A 25,490-nucleotide genomic window follows, 5' to 3' on the forward strand; every position below is an offset into this window, starting at 1 on the left:
CCGGGGAACGGCCCCGGCCCAAGCGCGCTCCGGGGACCGGTCCCGGTCCAGGAGGGCGACGATGGGCCGTCGCCCCGGCACGGGGAGGACGCCCCTCGGGGCGCGGCGTGCGGGGGACGACATCCAGCGGGGGCGGTCGGCCTCCGGACCGGCATGGGGGCCGGTCCGGCGGTCGAGCCGGGAATGGCCGGGGCCGGGCCTTTTCTTGGGGGGACCGGGACCGTCGGCGGCCAACCCGGCGGAACGGCCGCGGACGAACGGCCCCCTCACGCCGCCGGGAAGACCGCCGTCCGCAGGACGGACCGCACCTGGCCGAGCGTGGCGGCGGAGGGCCGGTGAAGACAGGCGGAGGCAAGCACCAGCTCGTCGCCCGCGCGCCCCGCGCCCTCCTCCACCGCGCGCCAGCCGGTCAACTCGCGCGTACCACCCGCCGTCCGGCAGGACGTGCCCAGTCCGGTAGCCATGAGGAGGTCCTCCGCACCGCCCTTGCCCGTATGACCGCGCTGCAAGCGGAAGACGATCAGCCCTTCCCCGGCCCGGAGCGTCGACCGGCGCACGCAGTACCGCTGAACGTCCGGGCAGGAAGCCCCCGAGTCCACCGCGGACACGGTCGTCGTCCGGCTGCCGGCCAGCCCCACCGGATCCCGCCCAGCCCGCGCGGGCAGTGCCCGCCCGCTCCAGCCGTCCGGCAACCGGACCGTCATCCGCGCCAGCGCCGTGAAACGGAACGAACCGCTGGCCCCCGAGCGCGGCGCGGCGTTCGGCCGGTACACCGCCTCGCCGCCACGGGCCGGGGACAGAACATTGATCACCATCAACGCGACGACCGCTCCCCCGGCCAGTCCCGCCGCCCGGCGCCGTCGCCGTCGCAGCACCCGCTGCCGTACTTGCCACATCCGGTCGGCGGGCGCACCCGGCCGCGGTACGGCCCGTTCGAGAAGCGCCCTCAGATCCCGTTCGTCACGCGCCCGTTCGTCACGCGTCGGCCGCGTCGGCTGCTCATCACCCACGCCCGTCACCACCCTCCGCCTTCCACCGTTTCGGTCCGTGGCACCAGCGACTGCAAGGTGCGTAACGCCTTCGACGACTGGCTCTTGACCGTCCCGGCGCTGCACCCCAGCACCTCGGCGGTGTCCTCGACGCTCAGGTCCTCGAAGTACCGCAGCACCACCACCGCCCGCTGCCGTCCGGGCAGCCGCCGTACCGCCGCGGCCAGCGACTGCTCCAGATCGATGCCCTCGAAGGGATCCGGCGCGGCCGTCACATCCGGCACCTCGTCATGCGGGACCTCCCCGCGCCAGCGCCGCCGCCACCAGGACGCGTGCGTATTGACCAGGGCCTTGCGGACGTACGCCTCCGGGTTGTCCGCGGCGATCCGCCGCCACTTCGGCCAGACCTTCGCCAGCACGGTCTGGAGCAGATCCTCGGCCAGATGGACGTCCCCGGTCAGCAGCCACGCGACGCGCAGCAGCCGCGGTCCGCGCGCGGCGACGAACTCCTCGAAGCCCGGTGTCGCTGCGCTCACCGTGGCCTCCTCGCCCTCGTGCCGCTGTCCGCACCGTCCCTTTTCCCACATGGTGTACGGCGCGGGGCGCGAATCGGGGCGGCCCCGGGCCGGGTGTCCCCCGACCGGCGGTCAAGAACACCCGGCGTAGCTGCTGAGGTTCAGCTCGCTCCCTCGGCCCACGCCTTGCGCTCGGCCCCCGCGAGCCAGCCGAGGTACCACTCGGCGAACGTCACCCGCTCCTTGCCCGGCCGCTGGATGGGGACCACCCCTTCGCCGACGGCCTGGACGTCGTCCCAGACGGTGCCGCGCTCGGGCCCGGTGACGGCGAGGAGGGTGTAGTACGCACAACCCTGGTGACCGAGGTACAGGGCTCCATCGGTGAGTTCGTCGCGAAGCTCGTCGTCCCGCCGGTCCCAGGCACGGAAGGCCACCAGATACGCGTCGTCGTCGGGGTACGCGTCCCGGTGCGGCGCGGCCTCCTCATGGGCGTCGAGGAGCTCCATCACGGCGGCGGGCCGAAAGGTCCGCGGCGGTTGCCCCGCCCCTGAAGCGGCCTTCTCCGCACTGGGCGGCTTCATCGGGAACAGCCCGTAGTCTGGCCCGGCCCCGCCCGCTCCGACCTCCAGCAGAAAGCCGCGGTACTCCTCGGGGAAGGTGGTCCCCCATACCCGCTCGACCGCCAGCAGATCGGCCTCGGCGAGGGGCGGCCGCAGCTCGAAGCCGTGCCCGGACTTCCCCCACGAGGCCCCGAAAACGTTCGCCGCCCCCGGCGCCTCCCGCAGCGCGAGCACCCGCTCGCGCACCCCCGTCCATATTCCGCTCATGGAAGGGGACGGTATCGCCGCACGTCACGCCAGGTCCGATGATTTTCCGCCGCGCCACGGGTCCTACGTTCACCAGCCCTCACCCGAAGGAGCCCCGGATGACCACCCTGCGCGCTCTCCTCCAGTCCCACGTCGACGACGGATCGTTGCCGGGCGCGGTGGCCCTCGTGGCACGCGGCGATCAGGTGGAGGTGGAGGCCATCGGTTCCACGGAGATCGACGGCAGCACACCGATGGCCCGGGACTCGATTTTCCGGATCGCCTCGATGACCAAGCCGATCGTGGCGGCGGCGGTGATGACACTGGTGGACGAGGACCGGATCGCGCTGGCGGACCCCATCGCGCGCTGGCTCCCGGAACTGGCGTCTCCGATGGTCGTCCGCACCCCCGCGAGCCCGGTCGACGACGTGGTCCCGGCCACCCGGCCGATCACCGTGGACGACGTGCTCACCTCCCGCACGGGCCACGGCTTCCCCTCGGACTTCTCCCTCCCCGCCATCGCTCCGCTCTTCAGTGAACTGAAGCAGGGCCCGCCCCAGCCTCAGCACGTCGCGCCCCCGGACGCCTGGCTGGCGACCCTCGCCCGTATCCCCCTGCTGCACCAGCCCGGCGAGTGCTGGCTGTACAACCTCTCCTCCGACCTCCAGGGCGTCCTGATCTCCCGCGTCACGGGCCGGCCCCTCCCCGAATTCCTGGCGGAACGCCTCTTGGGCCCCCTCGGCATGACCGACACCGCCTTCGCGGTCCCACCCCACAAGCGGGACCGCTTCACCAGCTACTACGGCCCGGACGAGTCCGACGCCCCGAAGCTCCTCGACGCCCCGGACGGCCAGTGGAGCACCGTCCCACCCTTCCCTTCCGGCGCCGGGGGCCTGGTCTCCACCGTCGACGACTGGCTGGCCTTCGCCCGTATGCTCCTCGCCGACGGCTCCACCCCCGACGGCCACCGCGTGCTCTCCCCCACCTCGGTCCACCGCATGACCACCGACCACCTCACCCCGGCCCAGCGCGAGGCCGGTGCCCTCTTCCTGGAGGGCCAGGGCTGGGGCTACGGCGGCTCGGTCGACATCACCCCCACCGACCCCTGGAACGTCCCCGGCCGCTACGGCTGGGTCGGCGGCACCGGCACGGCGGGCCACCTCACCCCCGCCACGGGCGCGGTCACGATCCTCCTCACCCAGCTCCAGATGTCCGGCCCCACCCCGCCCCCACTGATGCGCGCCTTCTGGCACCACACCGCCACCGCCTGACCCCACCCATCCCCCAACCCCCGGAGCTTCCGGATCACCACCCGCTACACTGTCTGGCGGCGGCACGGCCTTACCGGCCACCCTGCCGCCAGACCGTCGGGCCTCCGTAGCTCAGGGGATAGAGCACCGCTCTCCTAAAGCGGGTGTCGCAGGTTCGAATCCTGCCGGGGGCACCAGCGAAAACGCCCCGAGCCGATCATGGCTCGGGGCGTTCGACATCCACATCTGACATCAACGGTGGCGGTCACTGACGACCAGGATGCCTCCTCAGCAGCCGGTCCATGTGGCTGATGGCCTCCCGCTGGGTGTCCTGCACGACGTGCGTGTACACGTCCATGGTGATGCTGATCTGGCTGTGCCCGAGGATCTCCATCACGACGCGGGGAGCGACCCCGGCCGCAGTCAGCAGGGTGGCGCAGCCATGCCGGGCATCGTGCAGCCGGATCACCCGAAGCCCAGCAGACGCCGCGACGCGCGTGAACGAGCGGTAGATGTTGCGCGGCTCGACCTGTCGCCCGGTACGGGTGACGAAGACATGGCCGCCGCCCTGCCACCTCTCCCCCGCGCTCTCCCGGATGCCTGCCTGCCGCATCCGGTGCCATCGAAGCGGCGCGATACACATCGCGGGCAGCGGGACAGCTCGTCGGCGTCGCCCCTTGGGGGCGTCCTCGTACAGCACTCCACGCCGACGCTGCGTCTGCTGACGGACATAGAGCACACGCTTCTCCAGGTCGACGTCAGCCCAGCGAAGCCCGACGATCTCCCCCCGGCGCAGGCCCATCGTGATGGCCAGGACGAACGCCGCATAGAGCGGATCCCGTCGGGAGGCAGACAAGAAGGTCAGCGTCTCGTCCAGCGTCCACGGGCTCAGCTCTCGTCCCTTTGCCCGTGGCGGCTCAACAAGGCTGGCCACGTTGCGCGTGATCAGTTCTTCCCGGCAGGCAGCCGCCAGAGCCGTACGCAGCACACGGTGTGATTCCTTGGCGGTGGCGGCGGTGGTCTTCTTCTCCAACTGGACCAGGAATCGCCGCACGTCGGCGACGCCCAGCGACTCCAGCCGCTTGGCCCCAATCATCGGCACAAGGTAGAGCCGCACGTGGGCCTCGTACTTGTCGAACGTGCTGAGCTTGCGACGCGGCTTGATCACGTTGTCCAGCCAGTACGGCAGCCACTCGGCGAGCTTGGCTGAACGGGTCGGTACGGGGATGCCGCCGTCGACCTTGGCCAGCAGTTCCCGGCGCTTGGCATCGCACTCTGCCCAGGTCTTGCCATACGCGAACTTGCGAGCCCGGGTGCCGTCCGGCTGGAGCACGTAGACGGCGCACTGGTAACGGCCGTCCTTGCGCTTGGTGATCGTCCCTGCCCCGTTGGGGTTGCGCTTGCGCTGCTGGGCCATCAGGCAGCCGCCTCCAGTTCGTTGGCGATGTACTCGCGGACGGCCCGAGCCGGGATGCGGCGGCAGCGGCCGATGGTGAGTGAGGGCAGACGGCGGGAACGGATGAGGTCGTAGACGGTGGAGCGGCCGAGTCGCAGCCGGACCATCACCTCTCGCACGGTCAACAGCTCGTCGTCATACATGAGTTGGTTCTCCTTCCGTTCCGGGGGCGGGGGTGATGGTGGCGGTGAGCCATTCCTCTGCGGGGGTGAGGCCGGTTCCGGCGTAGGCCCAGTGGGCGAGGACGAGCGTGGTCTCCTCGTGCTCCAGCTCGGCGGCCGCTTGGGCACGTCGCCAGGCTGCGCGGGCGTCGCGGAGTGCGCCGAGGGTGGTGGAGTAGCGGCGGGACTTAGTGGAGAAGTGGCCCCGGAAGCCGAGCATGTGAGCCCAGGCGCGGAGCCGGAGGTGTTCCAGGTCTTTGCGGGCGTCGAGAGCCCGAGCGGTGCGGATCAGCCGCCGAGCGTGCTCGGTGATGTCCAGGTAGGCCACTTCGGCGATGAGCCGTATCGGCCGGTCCAGGGCACCGGTCGCCGTCTCGGCACCCTTGGTCGCGTACTTGGCGATGTACGCGGCCACGGCCCGGTCGGTTACCTCCTGGCCGCCGTTGAAGTCGGCGCCCCGGATGGGCCTCACATCGAGTTCGCTGCCGAAGGCGAACGTGTGGGCCCGTCCGTCGATGACCGGTCCGGCAACCTGGGCCTTGGGCGTAGCCGCTTGGATGGCGTCGGTCAGCAGCTCGACCGTGGCCCAGGCCGGAGGCGGGGTGTCGCCGCCGCCGGGGCCGTCGATGCGGATCACGGCGTGGAAGTGGACCGCGCCACGCTTCTGGTACTCGGCGACCTTGGCGAAGGACAGCCGGGCGTGGTCGCGGAGGGCTCGCTGACTGAGTCCGGCCCGCTTGGCGACCTCTCGCCGCAGGTAGATCGAGAAGCGCCGCCAGATCATGCCCGCGTGGGCGTTCCAGAGCACCGCGGATTCGTAGTCGTACCGGTCCGGGGTGAGCGGTGTACCAAGGGCGTCGTCCTCCTGTTCGTGGCGGACGCCGCACCGGCACCGCCGGACCGTGCCAGCCGGGCCGGTAAGCCGGTTGTGGACAGGGCCGAAGCTAGGCGCGGTGAAGGTGGCGAAGACGCGCGGGTGCGTGGCGACGTCTTCCGGGGTGCCTTTGCCGCCGCGTAGTCCGGCGGTGATCAGGTGGAAGGTGTCGCGGCGGTAGGTCTCGGCGCAGGCCGCACAGCGGGTGGTGCGGCGGTTGTTGCAGCGGACCAGGAGCTGCCCGGCGGGCAGTTCGGTGGAGTCCAGGTGACGGAGGACGCGGCCGATCTCGCCGGTTTCGCGGTTGACGTGGTGCTCGGTGCGGTGGCCATCGAGGCGGATCGGGGTGGTGCAGCCGCCGAGACCGGAGAGCTGACGGAGCAGTGCGGGCATGGTGCCGAGGGCCGCCAGGTTGCCGAGTTGGGGCAGCGGCGGCGGGGTGGTGCGGGTAATGATGGGTGTCACCTCTTTCGAGGGGTTGGGCTGCCGGGGCGGCGGATGCTTGGCGGTATCGAGGCCGCCCCGGCAGTGGTGTTCGTTGTGGGTCAGCGGTGGCGCTGGCTGCTGAGCAGCGAGCGCATGACGACGGCGGCCACGGCGACGGATATGGCCGTGATGACGACGGCCGCCAGGAGCGCGGTCGGGACGACGCCGACCGCGAGCACGACACCGACCGTCCGGGCACTGGGCCCGAGCAACGGCGTCTGCGGAGCAGGCGCAGGCGCAGGAGCGTGCTGGCAGGAGCAGGCCGGAGGGTGGCTGTGCTGGACCACTGGGGCGGGCGTGTGGACGGTCGTCGGGGTGGGGGCTTCGGGGTACTTCGGTCGGAACACGGCGACCTCCTCTTACCTACTCGTCTAGTCGTGTTCGCGGTTGACGGTGTCGACGCCGGAGCGCGTACCTGACTCCACGAGGGATGCGAACCCGGTGTGGGCGAGCCAGAAGCCGAACAGCGCGATGACGACTGCGATCCAGACGCGGACGCCGAGGAACTTGATCGCGAACCAGGCGATGGCGCCCAGGATGAAGACCAGGGGAAGGCTGACGGTCACAGGCGAACTCCTTTCAGCGGACGGGGCAGCGGTGGGTGCGGGCGGCCAGTTCGGCGGCGGCGCGGGTGTCGTAGTCGGCGGAGAAGTCGCAGCGGGGAGCGGTGCACACGGCGGTGTGCTTCTGCCGTCCCCGTTGGTCGCTGGCGGTGCCGATGCGGACCGGGCCGATACGGAGGATGTTGCGGAAGCGGCGGAGCATGGAGGACTCCTTTCAGAGGTGGGCGGCGATGGCGTCGGCCAGCGGTGCCGGGACGCCGAGGCGGGCGCGCAGCGTCGGTGTGTCCATGGGCGAGCCAGTTCGGACGTGGTGTTCGTCGGCGAGCTTGCGCGCGTGGGCCACGAGGGCGGGTGGCAACTTGACCGTTGCCAGCTGTGGATCGGCCAAGTCCTCTGTGGAACCGACTGGTTCACCGACAGCGGGTTGAGTGTCAGGCACTTCGCCACTGCAGCTATCGTTGGCTTCGCTCCGTTCACTCGGCTGGGTACCCGGCCGAGTGGTGCGGGTTTCGAGTAGATCGGCGACCGCGCCAGCCTGCCGCCTTGTGTGGGGGGTCCGCCTTATGGCGGGCGGTCGCCCGTCGCGTTTCTGCGGTGTCGTGCTGCTGTCTCTTTTGCTGAGCGGAGCACTCGTGTGGGCGAGAAGTGTTCCGCCGAGGAAGGCGACAGCGGGCCATCCAGCGACGAGGATGCGCAGCCAGTCAGGGACGTCGGCCAGGTCGAGCAGTCCGGCGGTGGCGACGTTCGCTCCGAGCGACGCGGCCAGGGCGACGATGAACCAGCACCAGCCCGCCCCCTTGGACGAGCCGGACCGCAGCCGCTTCCAGGCTGCCACGAGCAGCAGGTCGACGGAGACCGGATAGGCCCACGCCTTCCACCCGCCCTGTCCGGCCGCCGAGGCCAGGTCGTGCAGGTGGGCGAAGGACAGCGCGGCGGCGATGACCGCTTGCACGAGCACCGCGTCAACCCGCGCCATATGAGCGCGCATAGGTGGGATTCCTTTCAGTCCGTTCAGTCGCCCGCCGTGAGTTCGTCGGCACGCGCACGGGCGGCTGCTGCGACCTCGGCGGCCTCGGCGTCACCGGGCTGGGCGGCGGCGATGCGCTCCAACAGGTCCGCCTTGCGGCTCATCAGCTCCGCGTGATCCCCGGCACTGGACTTGCGGAAGTCAGCCAGGTCAGCGAGCAGCGCGGAGACCTCGGAGATGGAGGGACGGGACACAGGTACTCCAATCGGTTTCAGGCATGGCGGGGGTAGGGACATGGCGCGGGTGCGGTCGCGCCGACCGTGGGATGGGTGGGTTACTTGCTGGCCGGGAGCAGCGACGTCAGAGCGCTCACCGGAACGGCCGGCACATCGGGCCGGAACGCTTCCAGCGCGGGCAGGTCCGGAGCGAGGTGCGCGGTGTCGCGGCAGACTTCGGCGGCGTCACCGAGGGACAGGTAGGGGGTGCGGATGCGGGACCAGCCACCGGAGGTGTCCCCGGCGACCGCGAGGCCAGGACGCTCAGGAGCGATGGCGCAGGCCGCGCCGACCGCTTCGGGGGCGATGTCGCCGAGTGCCATCTTGGCGGAGGCTTCATCGTGCACGCGGTGGCAGACGCGGCCGGTGAGCTGAGCCCGGAGCATCGTGGCGCCCTTGCCGAGTTCGGCGCCGAAGCGCTGTCCGCAGACCTCCAGGTAGATGCCTGCCGCGCGGCCGAGTTGGGCGAGCCGGATGAGCTGGGTGACCATCTCGTCCCGTCGTTCCTCGTCCTTGCGGGAGGCGATAAGGAACAGCTCGGCAACCTCGTCGACGAGCAGCACGACCGGCACCGGTCGCTCGTCTTCCGGCAGGCCCCAGATGTCAGAGGTGATCTCTTCATCCGGTGTGCTGGGCGGGATGCCCTGCCGGGCTTTGATCAAGTCGTATCGGTCCTCCATCAGTTCAACGAGGGCGGGCAGCAGGTCAGCCGCCTGCACGGGGTCGGTGGCCAGTGCCGACAGCCGGGGAGCGAACGGCGCCAGCTCCACTCCCCTCTTGCAGTCGATCCCGACCAGCGCGACCGACTGCCGGGCCAGCCCGGCTATCAAGTGCCGCAGGAACATCGACTTCCCCGACAGTGTCGCGCCCAGGGTGAGTTGGTGCGGGACGGTCCGGTAGTCGCGCACGAACGGTGTCGCGTCCTCCTTAAGCGCCACCGGCACCTTGAGGAAGCCACCGCCGGTCTTCCGTGGCATCCGGACCTTCCTGAGTACGTCGAAGCCGATCAGCCGCAGCTCGACGACACCGGGCTTCACCACCTCCACGTACACACCGTGAACTCCCCAGGCGTGTCGCAGCCGTTCAGCCGAGGCCGCGACGTCGGCCGGTTCCTGCCCGGGTGCCAGCCGCAGCCGGACACGCAGTCCGGTCGAGGTCGGGCGGATGAGCCCACGTCGGGGCGGGACGGGGCGCACTTCCCGGTGGGTGAGCGCGTGTGTCGCCCAGGCCCGCAGCCGGGACGGCGGGACGGTCAGCCCGCAGGCATCCATGACGGAGCCGTACGAGCCCAGCAGCTTCGCCGTGGAGACCGGCAGGCCGACCGTGGACCAGTACGCGGCCGGATGCCGGGCCCGGAGGTAGGCAGCCCCGCCGACCATTCCGGTGACCGGGCCACCCACCTCCATCAACGTCAGCACGTCGGCCATCGGGCTCAGACCCCCGCCCCAACCGGCATTTCGGCCGGAGCGATGGCGTCGGCACGGAAGGCGATCCCGTGCCGCTGCTGCCCGTTGAACACGGTCTCCCACGGCCGGGCGATCAGCCCGATCAGCGTGACCGGCGAACCGAGTGCCAGCCCCTCCGTCACACCGCTCTCCGGCACGGTGACCTGAAGGAGAGAGGACTCCCCTCCATCGATGTAGACGACGCCGAGCTTCATCAACTTCTCGCCGCTCTGCGCGTCCTTGGCGATCTCGCCGGTCTGCCGGTCCTTGATCTTCGGCTCCGGCGCCTCGGTCAGCAGGACCGTGGCACCGGAGGTCTCAACGCGGATGGAACGCAACACTTTCTCCTTGCCTCGCACTTCATCACACCTAGTTGTCTAGATGAGTTGGGATGGTCGAACCCGAACGAGCGGGAACGAGGACCACCTTGCCACACAGCTTGCCCACTCGTCTATACGAGTATGCATCTTCGTGTGTACGAGTCAGAAGAAGTGGCTCCGGGGCCACCACGCCCCGGGCGTCAGTCAGTTGGCAGGCAGTTGGTACGCGAGGACGTACGCGTCAGCGGCCATCACGGTGTCGCAGACCTCAACCGCACGCCCCTCGGAGTCGTAAGCCGTCCGGACAAGGTGGATCACCGGCACACCGGAGGCGAGCTGGAGCGTCCGCACCTCCTGGGGAGAGGGCATCCGGGCCCGGATCTCCTCATCGAAGTGGTCCAGGCGGTGCCCCATCTCCTCCAGCCGGGCGTAGATACCGCCGGGGCCGGGGTTGGGCTGGGCGATCGGAGTGTTCCGGGCGAGGTCGAGCGGCAGGTAGGAGGTCGCGAACTCCACCGGCCGTCCGTCCAGCAGATACCGGCGCCGCCGAGCGAGCACCTTGCGGGGCGAGCCCAGCCGGGCCGAGATGTCCGGCGACGGCCGCTCCTCCTTCACCTCCAGGCCGTCCACCTCCGGACGACTCCCCGCGGCTTCGGCCTCCACCGTGAAGGCCGACTTCCCCTGCTCGCGGTGACGGCGGGCGAAACGGTCCGAGGCGAGCCGCCTGACCGGGGGCCGGGGCCGGACGAAGACACCCTTGCCATGTTCGGAGACCACAAGCCCTTCCTGCTGGAGCAGGGAGAGCGAGTTCCGGACGGTCATGCGTGAGACCCCGAAGTGGTCGACCAGCTCTGTTTCCGAGGGCAGCTTGTCGCCCTCACGAAAGCGCCCCTTGTCGATCGCCTCCCGCAGCGCGTCGGCAATCTGCCGGAACACCGCCCGGTCGCTCGTCGGATCCAGGACACCCAGAACCGAGGTCAGAGAAGGCATGGACGTGTACTCCTTTAGGTATCTAGACGAGCGGCCGCCCCGGGTTGCTACGGTGAGAGCCTAGCCAGCCGAGAGGGCCGAGGAACGTGAGCACTGAGCGCCCGCACTCCGTAAGCGTCGCCGGAGTCATCGTCGACGACGCGGGTCGTGCGCTGCTGATCAAGCGACGGGACAACGGTAAGTGGGAGCCGCCCGGCGGCGTGCTCGAACGCGGAGAAACCATCCCCGACGCACTTCAGCGAGAAGTCCTCGAAGAGACCGGGATCAAGATCGCGCTTCCCGCGACCCTCACCGGCGTCTACAAGAACATGACCGGCTTGATCGTCTCCATGGTCTTCCGCTGCGAGGCGATCGACGGCGCCCCGACCACCGGCGAGGAAACCCGCGCTCTGCGCTGGGCCACCCGCGAAGAGGTCACCGAGCTCGCCGACGAGGCATACGCAATCCGCGTCCTGGACGCACTCGACAACACCAGCCCGCCGGCCATCCGCGCTCACGACGGCGTGCGACTCATCTAGCACGAACCCACGACCCATAGCCCCTACCAGCATGAAGGAACTTGTATGGACGAGTATATGAGTAGCCCGCGAGTTTGGGGGCTGATGTGCCCAGGTTTCCGAGAAGAAGTGACGCGCGCCCGCCGCTGGACCCGGGAAATCCTCAGCGGACACCCCTGCGCGGACGACGCCGAGCTGATCGTCAGCGAGCTCGGAAGCAACGCCGTCAGCCACACCACGAGCGGCAGCGACTTCGGCACCTTCCAGCTCACCCTGTCCCTGCTGCCGCGCACCGTCGCGATCTCCGTAACCGACGAGGGAGGCCACCCCGACGAACCCCGTGGTACAGAGGCCGACCCATACGACACCCACGGCCGCGGATTAAGCATCGTCATGGCACTCGCCTGCCGCCTGGACATCACCGGCAGCAAGCACGGCCGCACCGTCACCGCCCAGCTCGTCGCACCCCAGAAGGCGGACCAATGACGTCCCGACCCGAGACCAATGACGGCTGGGAACTGGACGACCTGCACCGCGCCGAGATCACGATCGCGATGAACTGGGTGATCCGCACCTGCCAGGACATCGTCCGCGAGTGCAGCCACAAGACGTTCTGGGTCCCCAGCGGAACCGTCACGGGCACCCAGCCGACCACGGACCACCTCATCAAGTCGGCCCGCACCGACGTGCTCAACAGGCTCCGGCAGCAGATCGACGGCGTTGAGCGGATCATCACCATCGCGGAGCGCGAACGCGCCAAGCGCCGAAGGTGAGTTACAACCTTCTCTACGGGTTCAAGGCGCCGCGCAAGCGCGGCGCGGCACCCGCCCGGCCCGCGCGCCGCCGCTCCTGCCTCCGTCCCGCTCCGGCGCCCGGCCCGCCCGGGTGCCGCATGCGACAAGGAGCGGCGATGACCGTCAAAGATATGCCTCCGGCGGGGGCGCTCAGGCTCCGGGATGGCGGGGGCTCCGTCTGCGCCCGCAGGTCCATTGTGGCGTGCGTGGGAGCTCCCATCCCGTCACCGTCGTCCCAGGCAGAGCCGAGCAGACGCGGCCCCTGGCGTCCAGGTCGTTCGTACAGTGGCGCGCTCCACCTGGACGCCAGGAACCACGCCCGCTCCACGGTGTGTGGGACGACGGCGACGGGATGGGAGCTGGGGAAGGTCGTGGGTTGAGGAAGCGGGGAAGGCACGTGCCGCTCCCACGCCGTATGGGCGGTAAGCCACAGGGCATCACGGTGATTGCCGGGCAATCACACAACAGACCGCACCTTTACTGCTCCTCAGCTGCGGCGAGGGTCACAACCAGAGGATCAAGGCGACGGTCACGAGGAGCACCAAGAAGGGGCCTGCTATGGCCTTGCGGAGCTCCCGTTCGCCCTTGCCGGGAAACATGGGGTCGTCGCCCTCGTCGGTGAACAAGGCCGATGAACCCCCTTTACCGGTCAGGATGTCGCTCGCATCCCGGACCAGCGCTGCGGCCGCCTTCACATCGCCCGATTCTTTCAGCATCGCGTCCAGCTTGGTCATCATCTCGGGCGAGGAGACCGCCAGACGCCGTACCTGTTGCTTGGTCTCCTCATCGACGCCCACGTTGTTGATGATCGTCTGAAAGACGTTGCCGTTATTGGTCTGGATGTACTGGTCAATGGCGTGGAGCGCGGCCATGGTCCCCCTCACCGCATGCCGTGTTGCTCACCAGTGAGGGCGCGTGGTCCAGGCGCAGCCGGAAGGAGGAGACGCACTCGCCTTTCGTCTTGGCCTGGCCGAGCGGGCCAGCCAGGATGAGCGCGACCAGGACTGCGGCGACAGCTGAGACGGCAGCCACACCGACCCGCGCAAACGGGTTGAGCGCCTGCCCGATGGTCTTGACCAAGGTGGGCCACTTGTGCGTGACCCACAAGACGAACCCCACACCGACGACGGCGAAGATGAGGAGCCGATCCCGTATGAACGCTGCGGTGTACTCGTCGGAGGACAGCTGAACCAGGCGCCCCAGCAACCGTCCGACGGTCGGGAGCACTTCGGGGAACCGTTCATCAATCAGGTCGCCAGCGAACAGAGCCACCAGCACGGCGAGAATGACGGCGAAAACGCCTTGAGCCAGCCCGAGTAACGCCGCAGTGCTGATCGTTGGGAGCTTCACCGCTTGCCATCGCGGTAGTTGGTCTGCGACACGTTGCCGTTGTTCGTCCCGATGATCTGCCCGGAGTCGGGGGCGTTGATGGTAACGCCGTCCGACTGCGCGTTGCTGGTGGGAGGCGTTCGGTCAGGGACAGGATCACTGACGGGGCGTGAGCGCGTCCACCGCGCGGTGATGACGGCGGCGCCTAGCACACACGCTCCGCCGATGAAGGCGACGACTATCTCGGTCATGACGGTTCCCCCCTGGGAGTTAGTGATGGTCCTTCAGAACCCTACTTAGCAGGGAGGGTTGATCGCATACACCGACACCCCGTGGTCGTCGATCGGTCCGCATATCGCCGTCTGTGAGCATGCTCTTTGAGGGGCAACTGACATCTACAGCTGACATCAACGACGACGCACTTCAACGACTCTGGGCGGTCGAGGGCGGCCCTGCGGGCACCGTATGGAACCGCTATGCGGGACGGGTGATCGAACTCCTAAAGCGGGTGTCGCAGGTTCGAATCCTGCCGGGGGCACCAGACCTGAACAGGCCGAACGCCCCCACGATCTTGGATCGTGGGGGCGTTGACGGCAGAGGTTGACGGCAGTTCTCTACCTACGACGCGCACGGGCCACCGATCACCTCAGCAGCCAGACGGACCGTGTAGGCCCGTGGCGCGGCGCCCGCTTTCGTGGCGGTCTGCGGACCGGTCGCGCCATCGCTGTTCGGCCGGCCGGGGCGGAGGCGTCTGCGGGTCAAAGATCAAGAACATGGCAGAGTGGTTGCTGCCGGTGGGTGATTGAGGTCCATACGTGCGGGTGCTCTGCAGGCTCTCCCGCCATCGTGGCTGACTTTCCCTACCTGAGGCATCAGTGCCAGCCCCCTCAACACTCCAATCAAGCTGGCACGGGGACCGACCCGATCCAGCGGTATCGCCCTCTCGGTGCACCTCCGTCCGCAACCGCACCTCCGCGAAACCCACATCGATTGCCTCCCGTGTCATGCGCACCCGCTCAAGTCCCCTTCCGCGTCGCGGCGTACAGGCCAGCCGAGGCAGCGTGCCCGAGCACGACAACCACCCCGGTACCATCGGCACCGGGGTCCTGAACTGGGACTCCACACCGGACTACCCCACGCCTGCCAGGGTTTGAGGGGTAGTCCGGTCTTGCTCTGCGGTTGTTGTGCGCGGCCCGGCCCCCGCCCCGCGGATCGTCAAGGGCACGAGACGGGAAGCCGGACCGCTGGCGACGGACGGTGCAGTGCCCGCCGCCGCCCTGGGAGTGGTGGGTGAGATCTGCGATCCAGCGAACGGGGCGCTGTCCGCCGCACAGCCACCACACCCAGGGGGCGTGAGGACGGGAGCCGCGAGCCGACCCACGGACGACAGCTCCCGCCCGGTCTTCACATCACTGGTCTGGCCCCTGAGTGAGGCCTGAGTTCTCCAGGAGGAACTTGCACGCGTAGCCCAGGCTCCGTACGTGGTCGTCTGCGGACTGCAAACCGGATCCGAGGCCCTGGGCTGCCTTGTGCGGGATGGTGTTCAATCGACACCGTCGCTCGTACCAGGCCACAGTGCCCCGATCCATGCGCTCGACCCGGGCCTGAGCCAGAGGTAACAGCGTCAGGATGTGCCCCCGCAGCGTCTGGTGCAGTTCCACCAGTTCCCTGTACGGAGGAAGCCCCGTCCGCGTCACCAGAGCGCGGTTGATCGCTGACCTGATCCCGTCGACGTCCACAGCTGCTCGAAGAGTGTTGTCGGTGCCCATGGAACGCATCTTCTGGCCATTCGCCAGGACGTAGGAACCACCGCCAAACCCCACTTTGGGACGTCCCGCGTCATGTAAAACGTCCCTAGTGCCGTCCCCGGGAGCAGGGAGAGACTCGGATGCCGAACGAGAGGCTACGCGCCGCCATGGCGGCCGGTTGCTGGACGTACGCCACCCTCGCGGAGAAGGTCGAAGTCGACCCCAAGTCCGTTGAGCGATGGGCGAATCTGGGACGTACGCCGCGCAGGTCAACGGCCATGAAGGCGGCTGAAACGCTTGGAGAAGACGTGCACGCACTATGGCCATCGCTCCGACAGTCGCGACCCGCCCGCGCGGTGAGCCCTGAACTTGTCGCGCTCTACGACCAGCGGGCGGACATCCCGGTGTCCACGTTCGTGGACATGCTCTCTGAGGCCCGCCAGCAGATCGACGTCCTGGTGTACGCGGCTGTCTTCCTGCACGAGGCGTACCCCCGGCTCAACGACCTCTTGCAGGAGCGAGCTACCGAGGGCTGTGCGGTCCGTATCGCCATCGGGGACCCCGAGAGCGAGAACGTCCGACTGCGGGGCGAGGAAGAGAAGTTCGGCCACGGGATCGAATCCCGGTGCCAACTCGCGCTCATGCACTACCGCCCCCTCATCGGGACACCGGGCATCGAGGTACGGACCCACGCCACGGCGCTCTACAACTCGATCTACCGCGCCGATGATCAGGTGCTGGTCAATGCCCACGTCTGGGGAGTGAACGCCTTCGCTGCCCCGGTGTGGCATCTGCGGCGGAGCGGGGTAGGCGGCATGTTCGACACGTACACCGCCAGCTTCGACGCGGTGTGGGCGACGGCGACACCGGTAGGGGAAGACTGACCATGGCACGGACCGAGTACTACGACGACCCGGACGCACCTGAGCCGAACAGCTTGGTAGTGGCCGCGTCCGCCGTCGTCACCGACGAGGAGGGCCGCATTCTCCTCCAGCGCCGCCGGGACAACGACCTCTGGGCGCTGCCAGGCGGCGGCATGGAGATGACCGACTCGTTGCCGGGTACGGCGGTCCGTGAGGTCAAGGAAGAGACCGGGTTGGACGTCGAGATCACGGGTCTCGTCGGCACGTACACCGACCCCCGGCACGTCATCGCGTACACGGATGGCGAGGTGCGCCGACAGTTCAACGTCTGCTTCACAGCCCGGTTGGCTGGCGGGGAGTTGGCAATGTCGGACGAGTCCACGGAGCTGCGGTTCGTGTCGCAGGGGGAGTTGGACGAGCTACCCATGCACCACACACAGCGGCTCCGCCTTCGTCATTTCCTGGAGCATCGTGATCGCCCTTACCTGGGTTGATAACCGTAGGGCTCCGCACCACCCGATTGAGGAGATACCCATCCCGCGGCGAGACCCAGTCGGTGAGCTCGTTGATGAGGCTTGGATGTCAGCCCGGCTCAGTTCGAAGCGGCGACCAAAAACAGGGACGTAGGACGTCCAGGTACGAGATAATAGCGGCCGTGAATGAAACGGTCGCGGTTGCCTTGGTCACTTCTTTGTCAACGCTGACTGCTGCAGGGCTGGCGGGCTCGGTCTCCGCTTGGACAAACAGTAGGCAACTACGGCATCAGGCTCTACTGGCAGGGGAGGAACGCGCCGAGCAGCGCGCGAACGCCTACAGAGAGATGCGGCGCGAATCGTACGAGCGATTCCTGTCTCAGGCTGATGCTGCTTACCGATTGCTGGATAGCGGCTGGATGGCAAGGCCGTTCACCGAGCCACCGCATTGGGAAGCAGGATTCGCTGCGCGCAGGGCACTGGATGAGGCTTACATCCGAGTTCGCCTGGTGGGACCGGAGAACGTCGCAGAGCTGGGGCCGCAGTAGTGCGTAGTGTAGGTGACGAATTTCGTCTACATGCACGTATCGTGGGCTCTCATCCCGATGAGGCGAACTGCGCCGCTGAGCTCGATCCGTCTGCCCGAGCGCAAGCGCTCCAGGCTCGGTTTGCTATGAACGGTGAGTTCGTCGCCGCGGCGCGCCGGGCACTCGGTGCTGAGCTTGCGCAGATGCCCGACGCGGTCAACGCTGGGCGAAGCGATTTCACACACTGAATAGAGCCTCGGCAAGAGGGGCACGCCGCCACGTGCCGCTCGGCCTTAGCCACAGAGGCGGGGCGCGCCCGCGCCGTGCGCGGGCCTTGAAGTGGCAGGGAAAGTTGTCCCGCTCCGGCTAGGTCTTCCAGCAATTTCAGAGTGACGGGACGGCGTTCAGCTCGGGCCAGCTGGTAGCCACAGGTGACATCAAGATTGACATCAACGACGGCACACGGAGCCGGTCAGCCGCGCGCCATGACTAACTGCCTGGGACTCTGTCTGGGTCCTCACCAGCACCCTGCCCGAACCTACGGATCAAGAGGTCTGGAGCCTGTCTGATAGGTCAGGGCATAGCCGCAAGTCCAGCTCGCCGACTGTCTGGCTCCCGCTTGTCTCGCCCGACAGTTGAAACCCGAGCCTGAGGTAGAAGCTCTCAGGGCCGCCCCCGCCTGGATGCCAGGTGGTGGTCATGCGGGTGCTGCCGCGCTGGCGGATTTCAGCAGCTACGGACTTGACCGCGAAGCGACCGTAGCCGCGCCCCTGCTCGCCGTCTGCGATGTTGAGGCGCCAGAGGCCGGATCGGATGTCAGTGCCTGTGCCGTCGCCCCTCCAATCGATGTCGAAGAAGGCCATGAGGAAGCCGACAGGCCGGTCACCGTCGAGGATGAGGCGGGGCCAGGCTATGCCGGGATAGATGTATGCCTCGGCCAGTAACTTCACGACCGGCGCGACCAGGTGCTCCTGATCCGGTCGGACCCGCAGCCCGATCGCGACATCGAAGTTGTCCGGGGTGATCTTCTCCAGACGGAGTGTGCTCGTCATGCAGGAACCATAAGCCGGTCGATCGAGTGGAGAAGGACGTGATCACCACCTAGTCACACGAGCCTTCGGACCCCGCCTAACGGTGGAGTCCATCGCTCGATGAGCCGCTCAGATCATGCTGAGGCCCCCTGGTGGACTACGATGCCTCGACAGCCAGCCAGGGTCGCGTTCGCGCAGCTCAGGGTAACGATCGTGTGCATGGCAACAACTGTCCTGGAACCCGTGGTGGCCTGACGGCAGTCGTTGACGGCAACAGAAGCGCACATCGCCGCATCGCGAGACTCGCCGTGCACCGAGCGGCCTGGGACGAGATGCCGACAGACCAATCACCACATCAGGGGTGACGAACTCCTAAAGCTGGTCGCAGGTTCGAATCCTGCCGGGAGCACAAGCGAAAACGCCCCGAGCCGATCTTGGCTCGGGGCGTTTGCCATAGGCCCACACCCGGTATCCCGCTGTGCGCGGGGTGGTGGAATCAGTGGGCCGTTTACGGGTACGAGAAAGTATAGGCGCTGACCCAGTCGCCGCAGCCGGAGACCTTGTGGGTGCTGGTCTTGAACGCGCAGGCGCGGAAGTCGATGGACCGATCTTCGGGGAAGTTCCGCACGAAAGACTTGGAACTGTCCGCACCCCGATCGTTGACCAGGGTGACGATCCTCTGACCTTCAATCTTGTATTGGACTGCGGCGGAGTAGCCGTCCGGAGTCGTGTCGTAGACCCAGAACTTGTCGCCATCGGGGTTGAACTCGACGTACCCGGCCGCAGTGTCCGCCATATAGGAATCGGCGGCAGCGAAAGATGCGTTCAACACGCCGAGACCGAGGGCGGCGGCGGTGAGACCGATCAGGGCGCTACCGCGCAGCTTTATGGACTTCTTCATGCTTCCCCTTGTGCTCTGCCCGTGCCTATGCCCGGGCAGATCACATGTTCGCAGCGGAATAGCTCGAAGTCGTTAGCACTGCGTACACACCCCAGTTGGCACAGAGACCACTGCCCGCGCGTGTCGGCGGTCCTCTCCGACGCGTCACAGACTGCCGCGGTGCCGCTGAGTTGTCGTCCGTGGTCTCGCGCTGCTCGCTCAGAGGAACCTCGTTGCGGACGATCAGGGCAGCCACAAAGGACGCCCCGCTCGGTTCGGATCGGCACGGGCCTGCCTCCAGCAGTTCGGCCCCGCCGGCGCGCCACCTTGGCGACGAGCAAGCGGGGCCCGGCTCAGCGCGGCAGCGGGCCGGGGTCGGAGTCAGGGACGATGAACCCCTGGAGACGCCCGGCCATGCGCGGGTTCTCCTCGGCCTCCGCCTGAGCGGCTCGCATGGCGGCGACCAACTCGGCGTACCTCGGGTCGATCCACTCCATGGTCGCTCTCCTCTCTCTTCCGGCCCGCAGCCTACGCGTCAGCCCTTGGGCTTGGGGATGATGACGATCGGGCCGCCATCGTCCGAGTGCCGGCACTTGGCCGCGACCGGGCTCGAGGTGTCAGTGGGCGCGCGGCAGGCTCCACCCAGTTACTCCTCTGGCCCCCGCAATGTGCCGGTGGCGGCCAGGACATGCCCCTCGGTCGTCGCCGACCCGGCGCGCCCCTCGACGACCACTCCCGCCCGACCCGCAGCGGGGCGGTCCGCGCCCTCCTCGCTCGGGAACTGCCACCTCTTCGTCATCGTCTACAGTGACGTAGACCGTCTACCTGCATGTAGTCGCCCGTGCACCGTGTGCTCCTGTTCCGTCGAGCGCGCGCGTGGCGGGAATCCCTGGGCGCGAGGCCCGGGTCTGTGAGGTGAACCACGTTGCATCCCACCACCATCCTGGTCGTCGAGGACGATCACGCCCTGCGGGACGTGCTCGTGCGCGGCCTGCGCGACGAGGGGTTCGGGACAGCGGCCGCCGGGGACGGTGCCACCGCCCTGCGGCTCGTCGGGAGTTCGGTCGATGCGGTGGTGCTGGACGTCGGGCTGCCCGATGCGGACGGACGGGATGTCTGCCAGGCGATGCGGGCGCAAGGGTTCCTCCGCCCTGTCGTCTTCCTGACCGCGCACCACCGGCTCAGCGACCGCCTGAGCGGGTTCTCCGCAGGGGGTGACGACTACCTCCCCAAGCCGTTCCACCTCGCCGAGCTCACGGCTCGGCTGCGCGCCGCCCTCAAACGGTCGGAGGCCGCCGCCCGCATCACCTCCACCACAGGTGACCTGGTCCTGGATCCGGTGAAGCACAGCCTGTGCGTACGGGGCGTCGAGGTGGCTCTGACACCCACCGAGTTCCGTCTGCTGGCCGTGCTGATGGCCGGCCTGGGGGCGGTGGTCCCCAGACGGGAGCTCATCAGAGCCGGCTGGCCGGAAGGCGCGCAGGTCAGCGACAATACGCTGGACCAGTATCTGAGCCGCCTGCGGCGCAAGATCCGGGACGCGGGCAGCGCCCTGACGATCAGCACCGCCCGCGGGGTCGGACACCGTCTGTCATGAGGTCCGCCCCGCCGCGCCTTTTCGCCCTTGCCTCCCGCTGCCGGCCCCGCACCCTGCGCGGCCGGCTGTCCCTGGTGGCGCTCACCACCGCGGCGCTGGTGATGGTGATCCTCACGGTGGTGTTCAACGCGGTCGTCCGCCAGCACCTTCAGCAGCAGGCGGACGACGAGCTGCGCACCCGGGCCGCCGCGGTGGCCGCGACCGTCGACACCCGCCACGATCCGGTACGGGTCCTGGAAACCCCGGACGACGCGCTCCTCGACACCAACGTGTGGATCTACGCGGGCACCCGGCTCCTTGAGCACCCCGCCTCCGCACCGGCCGGCGCCGCGGTCACCCGCACCGCCACCCGCCTCGCCGCCCACGGCGACAAACGGTGCGCCGATCTGGAGGCCGATGGCCCCATACGGCTGTGCACCGTGCCCGTGGGCACGGCACGGGCGGGAACCTCGCGCGCAGCCGTCGTCACCGCCATGGACCTCGCTCCTTACCACGCGTCGGCCGATACCCTGCTGATCGCCTCCCTCGCCCTGGACGGCACGGTCCTGGTATGCACCTATGTCCTCACCCGGCTGACGGTGGGGCGCGCCCTGCGCCCCGTCAGGGCGATGACCGAACAAGCCACCCAGTGGAGCGTGGTCGCCTCCGACCAGCGCTTCGGCGGCATGGGCCACCCCGTCGAGCTCTCACGGCTCGGGTCCTCCTTGGACGAACTCCTGGACCGCATCCGTGCCGTCCTCCGCCATGAACAACAACTCACCCATGAGCTGTCCCACGAGCTGCGCAACCCCCTGGCGCGGATCACAGCCGAACTCGACTGGTGGCAGGCACGTCCCCGCTCCACCGCCGAGACCCGCTCCACTCATGCGTCCATCGCCGATGCCACCGAGTCGATGCGTACCATCTGCGACACCCTGCTCGACGACGCACGCGCCACCGCACAGACCGCTCCGGGTACGGCCGATGTCATGGCCGAGCTGCGGCGCCTCACCAACCGCCTCACCAACCGCCTCGCCGCCGCCGGGAAGCCCGCCGTCACGGTCACTGGCCCGGATGCGCTGGTTGCCGGGGTACCCGCCACACTGCTGGACCGCATCGTCAGCCCGCTCGTCGACAACGCGCTGCGCTACGCGCGCACAGGCGTCGGCGTGCGGGTCTCCCAGGTGCCGACGGGGGTACGTGTCGAGGTCGTCGACGACGGGCCCGGTGTGCCGGCCTCCTTCGCCGGGGAGCTGTTCCAGCCGGGCAGGCGCGCCGACCCCGAAGACGGACACGGCGGAGCGGGCCTGGGGCTGCCGCTCGCGCGACGCCTGGCCCGCTCCGCCGGGGGCGAGGTCACCTACAACGCGGAGCACACGCCCGGGGCGGGGTTCGTGGTCAGCTTGCCCGCCGGCTGAGCCGCTCCGGCTCGCTCACATCCCGTCGGGTCACCGTCAGGAACACCACCAGGCCGAGAATGACCACCAGGAAGAGCGCGCTGGTAACCACGGTGCCCAGCCCGAGACCGCCGTCGGCGGTGGGCTGGGAGAGGTAGTCGCCGATCGACGCGCCCAGCGGGCGGGTCAGGATGTAGGCGATCCAGAAGCTCCACACCGCGTCCAGACCGAGGGCGAAGTGCGCCACCCCGACGGCGGCGATCGCCAGGGCGAACAACCCGGCGGAGATCCAGTAGCCGAGGTCCATCCGCTCGGCGACCAGGTCGCCGGCGGCCGTGCCCAGGGCGAAGGTGAACAGGACGGCGAGCCAGTAGAAGGACTCGCGGCGGGTGGTGTCGACGTGGTGGATGGACAGCGTCCGCTCACTGCGGTACCAGGCGACGAACACCACCGCGAGGGCGATCGCGAAGCCAACGGTGCTGGTCTCCAGCGGTACGCCCAGGTTGTCGGTGAGGTTGTCGCTGACCAGCGTGCCCACGACGCTGATCAGGGCCACGGCGAGCCAGTAGACACCGGGGCGATAGGCGGTGGTACGGAACTGGGCCACCAGTACCGCGATGAGCAGCACGCTCATCAGCAACGACACACCGGTCAGGCCCAGACCCAGCTTCTCGTTCAGCAGGTCCGCCGCGGTCTCCCCGACGGTGGTGCACAGGACTTTGATCACCCAGAAGTACACGGTGACTTCGGGGACCTTGTTCCAGCGGGGACGACGGCCGACACCGGCAGGGGCGGAGCCAGGTGGCTCGTGGGCCTCAACGGCCCCAGGGATATCAGTAGTCATGGTGCCCGACCGTGTCATCCGCAACCTGAACGCATCCTGAGCACGTGTGCCGTCAGCGGCCACGGTCACCGCGTGCGCGCCCATGATGGCCTGGGAGTCCGTTCGGCAGGCCGCCGTGGCGGACGCTACGACGACCCTCTGCAACAACATCAGGCTGCGGCTGCGCGTACGTCCACGTCGCGGGGGCCTCTGACCCGCAGAGCCCCCAACGGCATGCACGCACGACTACTGACTTACCAGTACAACTGTGATGCCTCATACGATTCGGGGTGAGGCGGTATCGATGGATGCCCCTCGTACGACGCCGGCTGGTGGAGGGGCTCGTACGGTGCCGGTCGCGGAAGGCTGCCGGGGACCTGCGGAGGCAGATCGTCGCTGCGCGTCTGTGCCCCCGCCGGGGCCTGGAGGCTGCCGTACCGCTCCATGCGCTGCCATCTCAGCCGGGAGCCCGACACGGCGGTGAAGACGGACTGGATCACCACCAGGTACATCAGCTGTCGGTAGACGAACTGCTGAAGCGGCAGGCTCCACAGCGGGCCGGGCCTCTCTCCGTCCAGGCGGAACGCGTACAGGCCCATCAGCAATTGCAGCAGGAGGAAGGACAGCCAGAGCCCGATGATCCGGACCGGGTCGAGGAAGAGCAGCCCGTAGATGGCCACGATGTCCACGACGGGTGCGAGCAGCGGCAACAGGACCTGGAAGAGCAGCAGGTAAACCAGGCCGCGGCGGCCCAGTTTCCCGGCGGCGCCGCGCTGCACCAGCGCGCCGCGGTGCTTCCACATGGCTTGCAGGGTGCCGTAGCACCAGCGGTACCGCTGCCGCCACAGGGCGTTCAGTGACGCGGGCGCCTCCGTCCAGGCCACCGCGCCCTCCTCGTACACCACACGCCAGCCGGCCCGGCACAGCGCCATGGTCAGGTCAGTGTCCTCGGCGAGGGTGACGTCGCTGACGCCGCCGAGGGCCAGCAGTGCCCGGCGGCGGAACGCGCCTACCGCTCCGGGGACGGTCGGCATGCACTCGGCGAGGTCGAACAGGCGGCGGTCGAGGTTGAAACCGACCACGTACTCGATGTGCTGCCAGCGGCCCAGCAGGCCACCGCGGTTGACGACCTTGGCGTTGCCCGACACGGCGCCCACCCGGGGGTCGGCGAAGGGCTGCACGATCGCGCGGACGGTGTCGGTTTCGAAGACCGTGTCACCGTCGACCATGACCACCAGGTCGTAGGTGGCGGCAGCGAGTCCGGTGTTGAGTGCGGCGGGCTTGCCCGCGTTCTGCTGGCGGATCACCCGCACCGGCAGGTGGAGCGACTCCACCAGGTCGGCGGTGCCGTCGGTGGAACCGTCGTCCACCACGATGATCTCCCCCGGATGGTCCGAGGCGAGCAGTGAGCGCACGGCCGCCTCGATCCCGGCGCTCTCGTTGTACGCCGGGACGATGACACTGACCGGTTCGGTCACCGGCGGCCCCCAGGACCGGCCCGGGCGCCCCGTCCGCAGCCGCCGGTGCCGACGGGCCGCGATCAGCACTACCGCCGCGCGCAGCACGCTGATCACTCCGGCCGCGCACATCAGCACGCCCAGCAGCCACACGACCCAGTCCCCGACTTGCAGCAGCCCGATGAGCGCCATCCCCTGTAGATGGTCGCCGAGCCCGGCGCGCTGGACGGACCCGGCCATGCCGACCGCGGCACCGACTGTCGCGAACTTGAAGCCATGCGCCTTGACCCGTGGGATCAGGACACTCAGCGCGGCAACGGTCTGTGACCGGTCACCGCCGGCGTCATGCATCAGCACGATCTGCCCCGCGTGGCCGCGGGGGGTCGCGTTGGCGAGGATGCGGTCCACACCGGGGCGCTGCCAGTCCTCGGCGTCCTGTGTGGAGAGCGCCGCGACATAGCCTGCCGCGTCGGCCTGCTCGAGGACCGACCAGTCGGCGTCGTCCAGCGCGTCGTTCTTCGAGGAATACGGCGGCCTGAGCAGCGCGGTGGTGACCCGCGCGGCGCCGGCCAGCGCCAGTTGCGTCTCCCGCAGTTCCAGGGAACGCTGCCATGGGGCGAGGCGGGCCAGGTCGGGATGGGTGAAGGTGTGGATGCCGATCTGGTGGCCCTCGGCGACGATCCGGCGGACCAGCTCCGGGTGGGCCACGACCTGGGTTCCGACGACGAAGAACGTCGCGTGCACATGGTTGCGGCGCAGTACGTCCAGGATGCGCGGCGTCCAGACAGGGTCGGGACCGTCGTCGAAGGTGAGCGCGATGGTGCGGTCCTTGACCCGAGCGGCGTGCGCAGCGCCCGCGGCGTCCGCGATCACGGGACCGCCGTGGGCCACCTGGCCGGGCACCGCCTCGCTCGGGCCACGGGCATCGGTCACGGCGTCCGCCGTGATCCCGAACATGTGGTGGGTGTACCCCTGTAGCAGGAGGGCCATCGACAGAG

The 25,490-nt window shown here is 68.8% G+C and carries 32 protein-coding genes and 1 tRNA gene; 10 read left to right on the top strand and 23 right to left on the bottom strand.

Going from position 1 to position 25,490, the window contains the following annotated elements; translation table 11 throughout:
- Positions 1-266: 266 nt before the first annotated feature.
- The 3 genes from AC4BEG_RS13025 to AC4BEG_RS13035 form a co-directional block, all read right to left on the bottom strand.
- Positions 267-1,010, bottom strand: coding sequence for a hypothetical protein (locus tag AC4BEG_RS13025; protein WP_490706046.1), 744 nt, complete (start codon positions 1,008-1,010; stop codon positions 267-269).
- Positions 1,011-1,015: 5 nt separating this feature from the next.
- Positions 1,016-1,576 carry a SigE family RNA polymerase sigma factor gene (locus AC4BEG_RS13030; RefSeq protein WP_490706047.1) on the bottom strand — a complete coding sequence of 187 codons (561 nt, stop codon included), beginning with the start codon at positions 1,574-1,576 and terminating at the stop codon, positions 1,016-1,018.
- Between the two features lie 89 nt (positions 1,577-1,665).
- A complete protein-coding gene (locus AC4BEG_RS13035) occupies positions 1,666-2,331 on the bottom strand; it encodes an SMI1/KNR4 family protein (protein ID WP_490706048.1) in 666 nt (221 codons plus the stop codon).
- A 98-nt stretch (positions 2,332-2,429) separates the two neighbouring features.
- Here AC4BEG_RS13035 and AC4BEG_RS13040 point away from each other — a divergent pair, with 98 nt between their 5' ends.
- Positions 2,430-3,581 (top strand): serine hydrolase domain-containing protein, encoded by a 1,152-nt coding sequence (locus AC4BEG_RS13040; RefSeq protein ID WP_490706049.1) that lies wholly within the window; start codon positions 2,430-2,432, stop codon positions 3,579-3,581.
- A gap of 100 nt (positions 3,582-3,681) precedes the next feature.
- Positions 3,682-3,757 (top strand) — tRNA-Arg (locus AC4BEG_RS13045).
- 68 nt (positions 3,758-3,825) lie between these two features.
- Here AC4BEG_RS13045 and AC4BEG_RS13050 read toward each other — a convergent pair.
- The 10 genes from AC4BEG_RS13050 to AC4BEG_RS13095 form a co-directional block, all read right to left on the bottom strand.
- Entirely contained in the window at positions 3,826-4,977 is a 1,152-nt protein-coding gene (locus AC4BEG_RS13050) for a site-specific integrase (protein ID WP_490706050.1), read from the bottom strand.
- Complete coding sequence (locus AC4BEG_RS13055) at positions 4,977-5,159, bottom strand: helix-turn-helix domain-containing protein (protein WP_490706051.1); 183 nt, start codon at positions 5,157-5,159, stop codon at positions 4,977-4,979. The genes AC4BEG_RS13050 and AC4BEG_RS13055 overlap by 1 nt, the downstream gene beginning before the upstream one ends.
- The gene (locus AC4BEG_RS13060) at positions 5,152-6,444 is read right to left on the bottom strand and encodes a replication initiator (RefSeq protein ID WP_490707077.1); all 1,293 of its coding nucleotides are present in this window, start codon (positions 6,442-6,444) and stop codon (positions 5,152-5,154) included. Before AC4BEG_RS13060 ends, AC4BEG_RS13055 begins: the two co-directional genes overlap by 8 nt.
- A gap of 464 nt (positions 6,445-6,908) precedes the next feature.
- Positions 6,909-7,103 (bottom strand): hypothetical protein, encoded by a 195-nt coding sequence (locus tag AC4BEG_RS13065; RefSeq protein ID WP_490706052.1) that lies wholly within the window; start codon positions 7,101-7,103, stop codon positions 6,909-6,911.
- A gap of 13 nt (positions 7,104-7,116) precedes the next feature.
- Positions 7,117-7,302 (bottom strand): mobile element transfer protein, encoded by a 186-nt coding sequence (locus AC4BEG_RS13070; RefSeq protein WP_490706053.1) that lies wholly within the window; start codon positions 7,300-7,302, stop codon positions 7,117-7,119.
- A 12-nt stretch (positions 7,303-7,314) separates the two neighbouring features.
- Positions 7,315-8,088: a DUF2637 domain-containing protein gene (locus tag AC4BEG_RS13075; protein ID WP_490706054.1), complete on the bottom strand. Its 774-nt coding sequence runs from the start codon at positions 8,086-8,088 to the stop codon at positions 7,315-7,317.
- 23 nt (positions 8,089-8,111) lie between these two features.
- The gene (locus AC4BEG_RS13080) at positions 8,112-8,321 is read right to left on the bottom strand and encodes a hypothetical protein (RefSeq protein WP_490706055.1); all 210 of its coding nucleotides are present in this window, start codon (positions 8,319-8,321) and stop codon (positions 8,112-8,114) included.
- An 80-nt stretch (positions 8,322-8,401) separates the two neighbouring features.
- Complete coding sequence (locus tag AC4BEG_RS13085) at positions 8,402-9,769, bottom strand: FtsK/SpoIIIE domain-containing protein (protein ID WP_490706056.1); 1,368 nt, start codon at positions 9,767-9,769, stop codon at positions 8,402-8,404.
- Positions 9,770-9,774: 5 nt separating this feature from the next.
- Positions 9,775-10,125 carry an SCO3933 family regulatory protein gene (locus AC4BEG_RS13090; RefSeq protein ID WP_490700947.1) on the bottom strand — a complete coding sequence of 117 codons (351 nt, stop codon included), beginning with the start codon at positions 10,123-10,125 and terminating at the stop codon, positions 9,775-9,777.
- A gap of 186 nt (positions 10,126-10,311) precedes the next feature.
- Positions 10,312-11,097 carry a GntR family transcriptional regulator gene (locus AC4BEG_RS13095; RefSeq protein ID WP_490706057.1) on the bottom strand — a complete coding sequence of 262 codons (786 nt, stop codon included), beginning with the start codon at positions 11,095-11,097 and terminating at the stop codon, positions 10,312-10,314.
- Positions 11,098-11,183: 86 nt separating this feature from the next.
- Here AC4BEG_RS13095 and AC4BEG_RS13100 point away from each other — a divergent pair, with 86 nt between their 5' ends.
- The 3 genes from AC4BEG_RS13100 to AC4BEG_RS13110 all read left to right on the top strand — a co-directional run bounded on the left by AC4BEG_RS13100 (position 11,184) and on the right by AC4BEG_RS13110 (position 12,367).
- Positions 11,184-11,615 carry an NUDIX hydrolase gene (locus AC4BEG_RS13100; protein WP_490706058.1) on the top strand — a complete coding sequence of 144 codons (432 nt, stop codon included), beginning with the start codon at positions 11,184-11,186 and terminating at the stop codon, positions 11,613-11,615.
- Between the two features lie 108 nt (positions 11,616-11,723).
- Positions 11,724-12,080, top strand: a complete 357-nt coding sequence (locus AC4BEG_RS13105) for an ATP-binding protein (protein ID WP_490706059.1) — start codon at positions 11,724-11,726, stop codon at positions 12,078-12,080.
- Complete coding sequence (locus AC4BEG_RS13110) at positions 12,077-12,367, top strand: hypothetical protein (RefSeq protein WP_490706060.1); 291 nt, start codon at positions 12,077-12,079, stop codon at positions 12,365-12,367. The genes AC4BEG_RS13105 and AC4BEG_RS13110 overlap by 4 nt, the downstream gene beginning before the upstream one ends.
- 524 nt (positions 12,368-12,891) lie before the next feature.
- On the opposite strand, the gene AC4BEG_RS13115 is transcribed toward AC4BEG_RS13110, so the two are convergent.
- The 4 genes from AC4BEG_RS13115 to AC4BEG_RS13130 all read right to left on the bottom strand — a co-directional run bounded on the left by AC4BEG_RS13115 (position 12,892) and on the right by AC4BEG_RS13130 (position 15,486).
- Positions 12,892-13,260, bottom strand: a complete 369-nt coding sequence (locus tag AC4BEG_RS13115; protein ID WP_490706061.1) for a hypothetical protein — start codon at positions 13,258-13,260, stop codon at positions 12,892-12,894.
- Positions 13,238-13,738, bottom strand: a complete 501-nt coding sequence (locus AC4BEG_RS13120; RefSeq protein ID WP_490706062.1) for a hypothetical protein — start codon at positions 13,736-13,738, stop codon at positions 13,238-13,240. The genes AC4BEG_RS13115 and AC4BEG_RS13120 overlap by 23 nt, the downstream gene beginning before the upstream one ends.
- Complete coding sequence (locus AC4BEG_RS13125) at positions 13,735-13,968, bottom strand: hypothetical protein (RefSeq protein WP_490706063.1); 234 nt, start codon at positions 13,966-13,968, stop codon at positions 13,735-13,737. The genes AC4BEG_RS13120 and AC4BEG_RS13125 overlap by 4 nt, the downstream gene beginning before the upstream one ends.
- A 1,158-nt stretch (positions 13,969-15,126) precedes the next feature.
- Complete coding sequence (locus tag AC4BEG_RS13130; RefSeq protein WP_490706064.1) at positions 15,127-15,486, bottom strand: DUF6415 family natural product biosynthesis protein; 360 nt, start codon at positions 15,484-15,486, stop codon at positions 15,127-15,129.
- 119 nt (positions 15,487-15,605) lie between these two features.
- On the opposite strand from AC4BEG_RS13130, the gene AC4BEG_RS13135 reads away from it, so the two are divergent.
- The 3 genes from AC4BEG_RS13135 to AC4BEG_RS13145 all read left to right on the top strand — a co-directional run bounded on the left by AC4BEG_RS13135 (position 15,606) and on the right by AC4BEG_RS13145 (position 17,349).
- Positions 15,606-16,349 (top strand): XRE family transcriptional regulator, encoded by a 744-nt coding sequence (locus AC4BEG_RS13135; RefSeq protein WP_490706065.1) that lies wholly within the window; start codon positions 15,606-15,608, stop codon positions 16,347-16,349.
- Positions 16,350-16,351: 2 nt separating this feature from the next.
- Positions 16,352-16,822 (top strand): NUDIX domain-containing protein, encoded by a 471-nt coding sequence (locus tag AC4BEG_RS13140; protein ID WP_490706066.1) that lies wholly within the window; start codon positions 16,352-16,354, stop codon positions 16,820-16,822.
- Positions 16,823-16,983: 161 nt separating this feature from the next.
- Entirely contained in the window at positions 16,984-17,349 is a 366-nt protein-coding gene (locus tag AC4BEG_RS13145) for a hypothetical protein (protein ID WP_490706067.1), read from the top strand.
- Positions 17,350-17,873: 524 nt separating this feature from the next.
- On the opposite strand, the gene AC4BEG_RS13150 is transcribed toward AC4BEG_RS13145, so the two are convergent.
- The 4 genes from AC4BEG_RS13150 to AC4BEG_RS13165 form a co-directional block, all read right to left on the bottom strand.
- On the bottom strand, positions 17,874-18,380 hold the full coding sequence (locus tag AC4BEG_RS13150; RefSeq protein ID WP_490706068.1) for a GNAT family N-acetyltransferase: 507 nt from the start codon (positions 18,378-18,380) through the stop codon (positions 17,874-17,876).
- Positions 18,381-18,867: 487 nt separating this feature from the next.
- Complete coding sequence (locus AC4BEG_RS13155; protein ID WP_490706069.1) at positions 18,868-19,260, bottom strand: hypothetical protein; 393 nt, start codon at positions 19,258-19,260, stop codon at positions 18,868-18,870.
- Positions 19,261-19,592: 332 nt separating this feature from the next.
- Complete coding sequence (locus AC4BEG_RS13160; protein ID WP_490706070.1) at positions 19,593-19,736, bottom strand: hypothetical protein; 144 nt, start codon at positions 19,734-19,736, stop codon at positions 19,593-19,595.
- A 149-nt stretch (positions 19,737-19,885) separates the two neighbouring features.
- A complete protein-coding gene (locus tag AC4BEG_RS13165) occupies positions 19,886-20,038 on the bottom strand; it encodes a hypothetical protein (protein ID WP_490706071.1) in 153 nt (50 codons plus the stop codon).
- A 126-nt stretch (positions 20,039-20,164) separates the two neighbouring features.
- Here AC4BEG_RS13165 and AC4BEG_RS13170 point away from each other — a divergent pair, with 126 nt between their 5' ends.
- Both AC4BEG_RS13170 and AC4BEG_RS13175 read left to right on the top strand, forming a co-directional pair.
- Complete coding sequence (locus AC4BEG_RS13170; protein ID WP_490706072.1) at positions 20,165-20,836, top strand: response regulator transcription factor; 672 nt, start codon at positions 20,165-20,167, stop codon at positions 20,834-20,836.
- Complete coding sequence (locus AC4BEG_RS13175) at positions 20,833-22,233, top strand: sensor histidine kinase (protein WP_490706073.1); 1,401 nt, start codon at positions 20,833-20,835, stop codon at positions 22,231-22,233. The genes AC4BEG_RS13170 and AC4BEG_RS13175 overlap by 4 nt, the downstream gene beginning before the upstream one ends.
- Here the strand turns inward: AC4BEG_RS13175 and AC4BEG_RS13180 are convergent.
- Both AC4BEG_RS13180 and AC4BEG_RS13185 read right to left on the bottom strand, forming a co-directional pair.
- Complete coding sequence (locus AC4BEG_RS13180; protein WP_490706074.1) at positions 22,214-23,056, bottom strand: COG4705 family protein; 843 nt, start codon at positions 23,054-23,056, stop codon at positions 22,214-22,216. The two genes, AC4BEG_RS13175 and AC4BEG_RS13180, sit on opposite strands and share 20 nt — an antisense overlap.
- 233 nt (positions 23,057-23,289) lie before the next feature.
- On the bottom strand, positions 23,290-25,449 hold the full coding sequence (locus AC4BEG_RS13185; RefSeq protein ID WP_490706075.1) for a bifunctional polysaccharide deacetylase/glycosyltransferase family 2 protein: 2,160 nt from the start codon (positions 25,447-25,449) through the stop codon (positions 23,290-23,292).
- Positions 25,450-25,490: the final 41 nt, after the last annotated feature.

This window comes from Streptomyces sp. JLBJ103 (genome assembly GCF_058215575.1).

Bases quoted from the DNA above. Each gene is read 5' to 3' on its own strand.
- AC4BEG_RS13030 (WP_490706047.1), bottom strand. From the start codon at position 1,576: ATGTGGGAAAAGGGACGGTGCGGACAGCGGCACGAGGGCGAGGAGGCC.
- AC4BEG_RS13035 (WP_490706048.1), bottom strand. From the start codon at position 2,331: ATGAGCGGAATATGGACGGGGGTGCGCGAGCGGGTGCTCGCGCTGCGG.
- AC4BEG_RS13040 (WP_490706049.1), top strand. From the start codon at position 2,430: ATGACCACCCTGCGCGCTCTCCTCCAGTCCCACGTCGACGACGGATCG.
- AC4BEG_RS13050 (WP_490706050.1), bottom strand. From the start codon at position 4,977: ATGGCCCAGCAGCGCAAGCGCAACCCCAACGGGGCAGGGACGATCACC.
- AC4BEG_RS13055 (WP_490706051.1), bottom strand. From the start codon at position 5,159: ATGTATGACGACGAGCTGTTGACCGTGCGAGAGGTGATGGTCCGGCTG.
- AC4BEG_RS13060 (WP_490707077.1), bottom strand. From the start codon at position 6,444: ATGCCCGCACTGCTCCGTCAGCTCTCCGGTCTCGGCGGCTGCACCACC.
- AC4BEG_RS13070 (WP_490706053.1), bottom strand. From the start codon at position 7,302: ATGCTCCGCCGCTTCCGCAACATCCTCCGTATCGGCCCGGTCCGCATC.
- AC4BEG_RS13075 (WP_490706054.1), bottom strand. From the start codon at position 8,088: ATGCGCGCTCATATGGCGCGGGTTGACGCGGTGCTCGTGCAAGCGGTC.
- AC4BEG_RS13085 (WP_490706056.1), bottom strand. From the start codon at position 9,769: ATGGCCGACGTGCTGACGTTGATGGAGGTGGGTGGCCCGGTCACCGGA.
- AC4BEG_RS13095 (WP_490706057.1), bottom strand. From the start codon at position 11,097: ATGCCTTCTCTGACCTCGGTTCTGGGTGTCCTGGATCCGACGAGCGAC.
- AC4BEG_RS13110 (WP_490706060.1), top strand. From the start codon at position 12,077: ATGACGTCCCGACCCGAGACCAATGACGGCTGGGAACTGGACGACCTG.
- AC4BEG_RS13115 (WP_490706061.1), bottom strand. From the start codon at position 13,260: ATGGCCGCGCTCCACGCCATTGACCAGTACATCCAGACCAATAACGGC.
- AC4BEG_RS13125 (WP_490706063.1), bottom strand. From the start codon at position 13,968: ATGACCGAGATAGTCGTCGCCTTCATCGGCGGAGCGTGTGTGCTAGGC.
- AC4BEG_RS13130 (WP_490706064.1), bottom strand. From the start codon at position 15,486: ATGGGCACCGACAACACTCTTCGAGCAGCTGTGGACGTCGACGGGATC.
- AC4BEG_RS13135 (WP_490706065.1), top strand. From the start codon at position 15,606: ATGCCGAACGAGAGGCTACGCGCCGCCATGGCGGCCGGTTGCTGGACG.
- AC4BEG_RS13140 (WP_490706066.1), top strand. From the start codon at position 16,352: ATGGCACGGACCGAGTACTACGACGACCCGGACGCACCTGAGCCGAAC.
- AC4BEG_RS13150 (WP_490706068.1), bottom strand. From the start codon at position 18,380: ATGACGAGCACACTCCGTCTGGAGAAGATCACCCCGGACAACTTCGAT.
- AC4BEG_RS13155 (WP_490706069.1), bottom strand. From the start codon at position 19,260: ATGAAGAAGTCCATAAAGCTGCGCGGTAGCGCCCTGATCGGTCTCACC.
- AC4BEG_RS13160 (WP_490706070.1), bottom strand. From the start codon at position 19,736: ATGGAGTGGATCGACCCGAGGTACGCCGAGTTGGTCGCCGCCATGCGA.
- AC4BEG_RS13165 (WP_490706071.1), bottom strand. From the start codon at position 20,038: ATGACGAAGAGGTGGCAGTTCCCGAGCGAGGAGGGCGCGGACCGCCCC.
- AC4BEG_RS13175 (WP_490706073.1), top strand. From the start codon at position 20,833: ATGAGGTCCGCCCCGCCGCGCCTTTTCGCCCTTGCCTCCCGCTGCCGG.
- AC4BEG_RS13180 (WP_490706074.1), bottom strand. From the start codon at position 23,056: ATGACTACTGATATCCCTGGGGCCGTTGAGGCCCACGAGCCACCTGGC.
- AC4BEG_RS13185 (WP_490706075.1), bottom strand. From the start codon at position 25,449: ATGTTCGGGATCACGGCGGACGCCGTGACCGATGCCCGTGGCCCGAGC.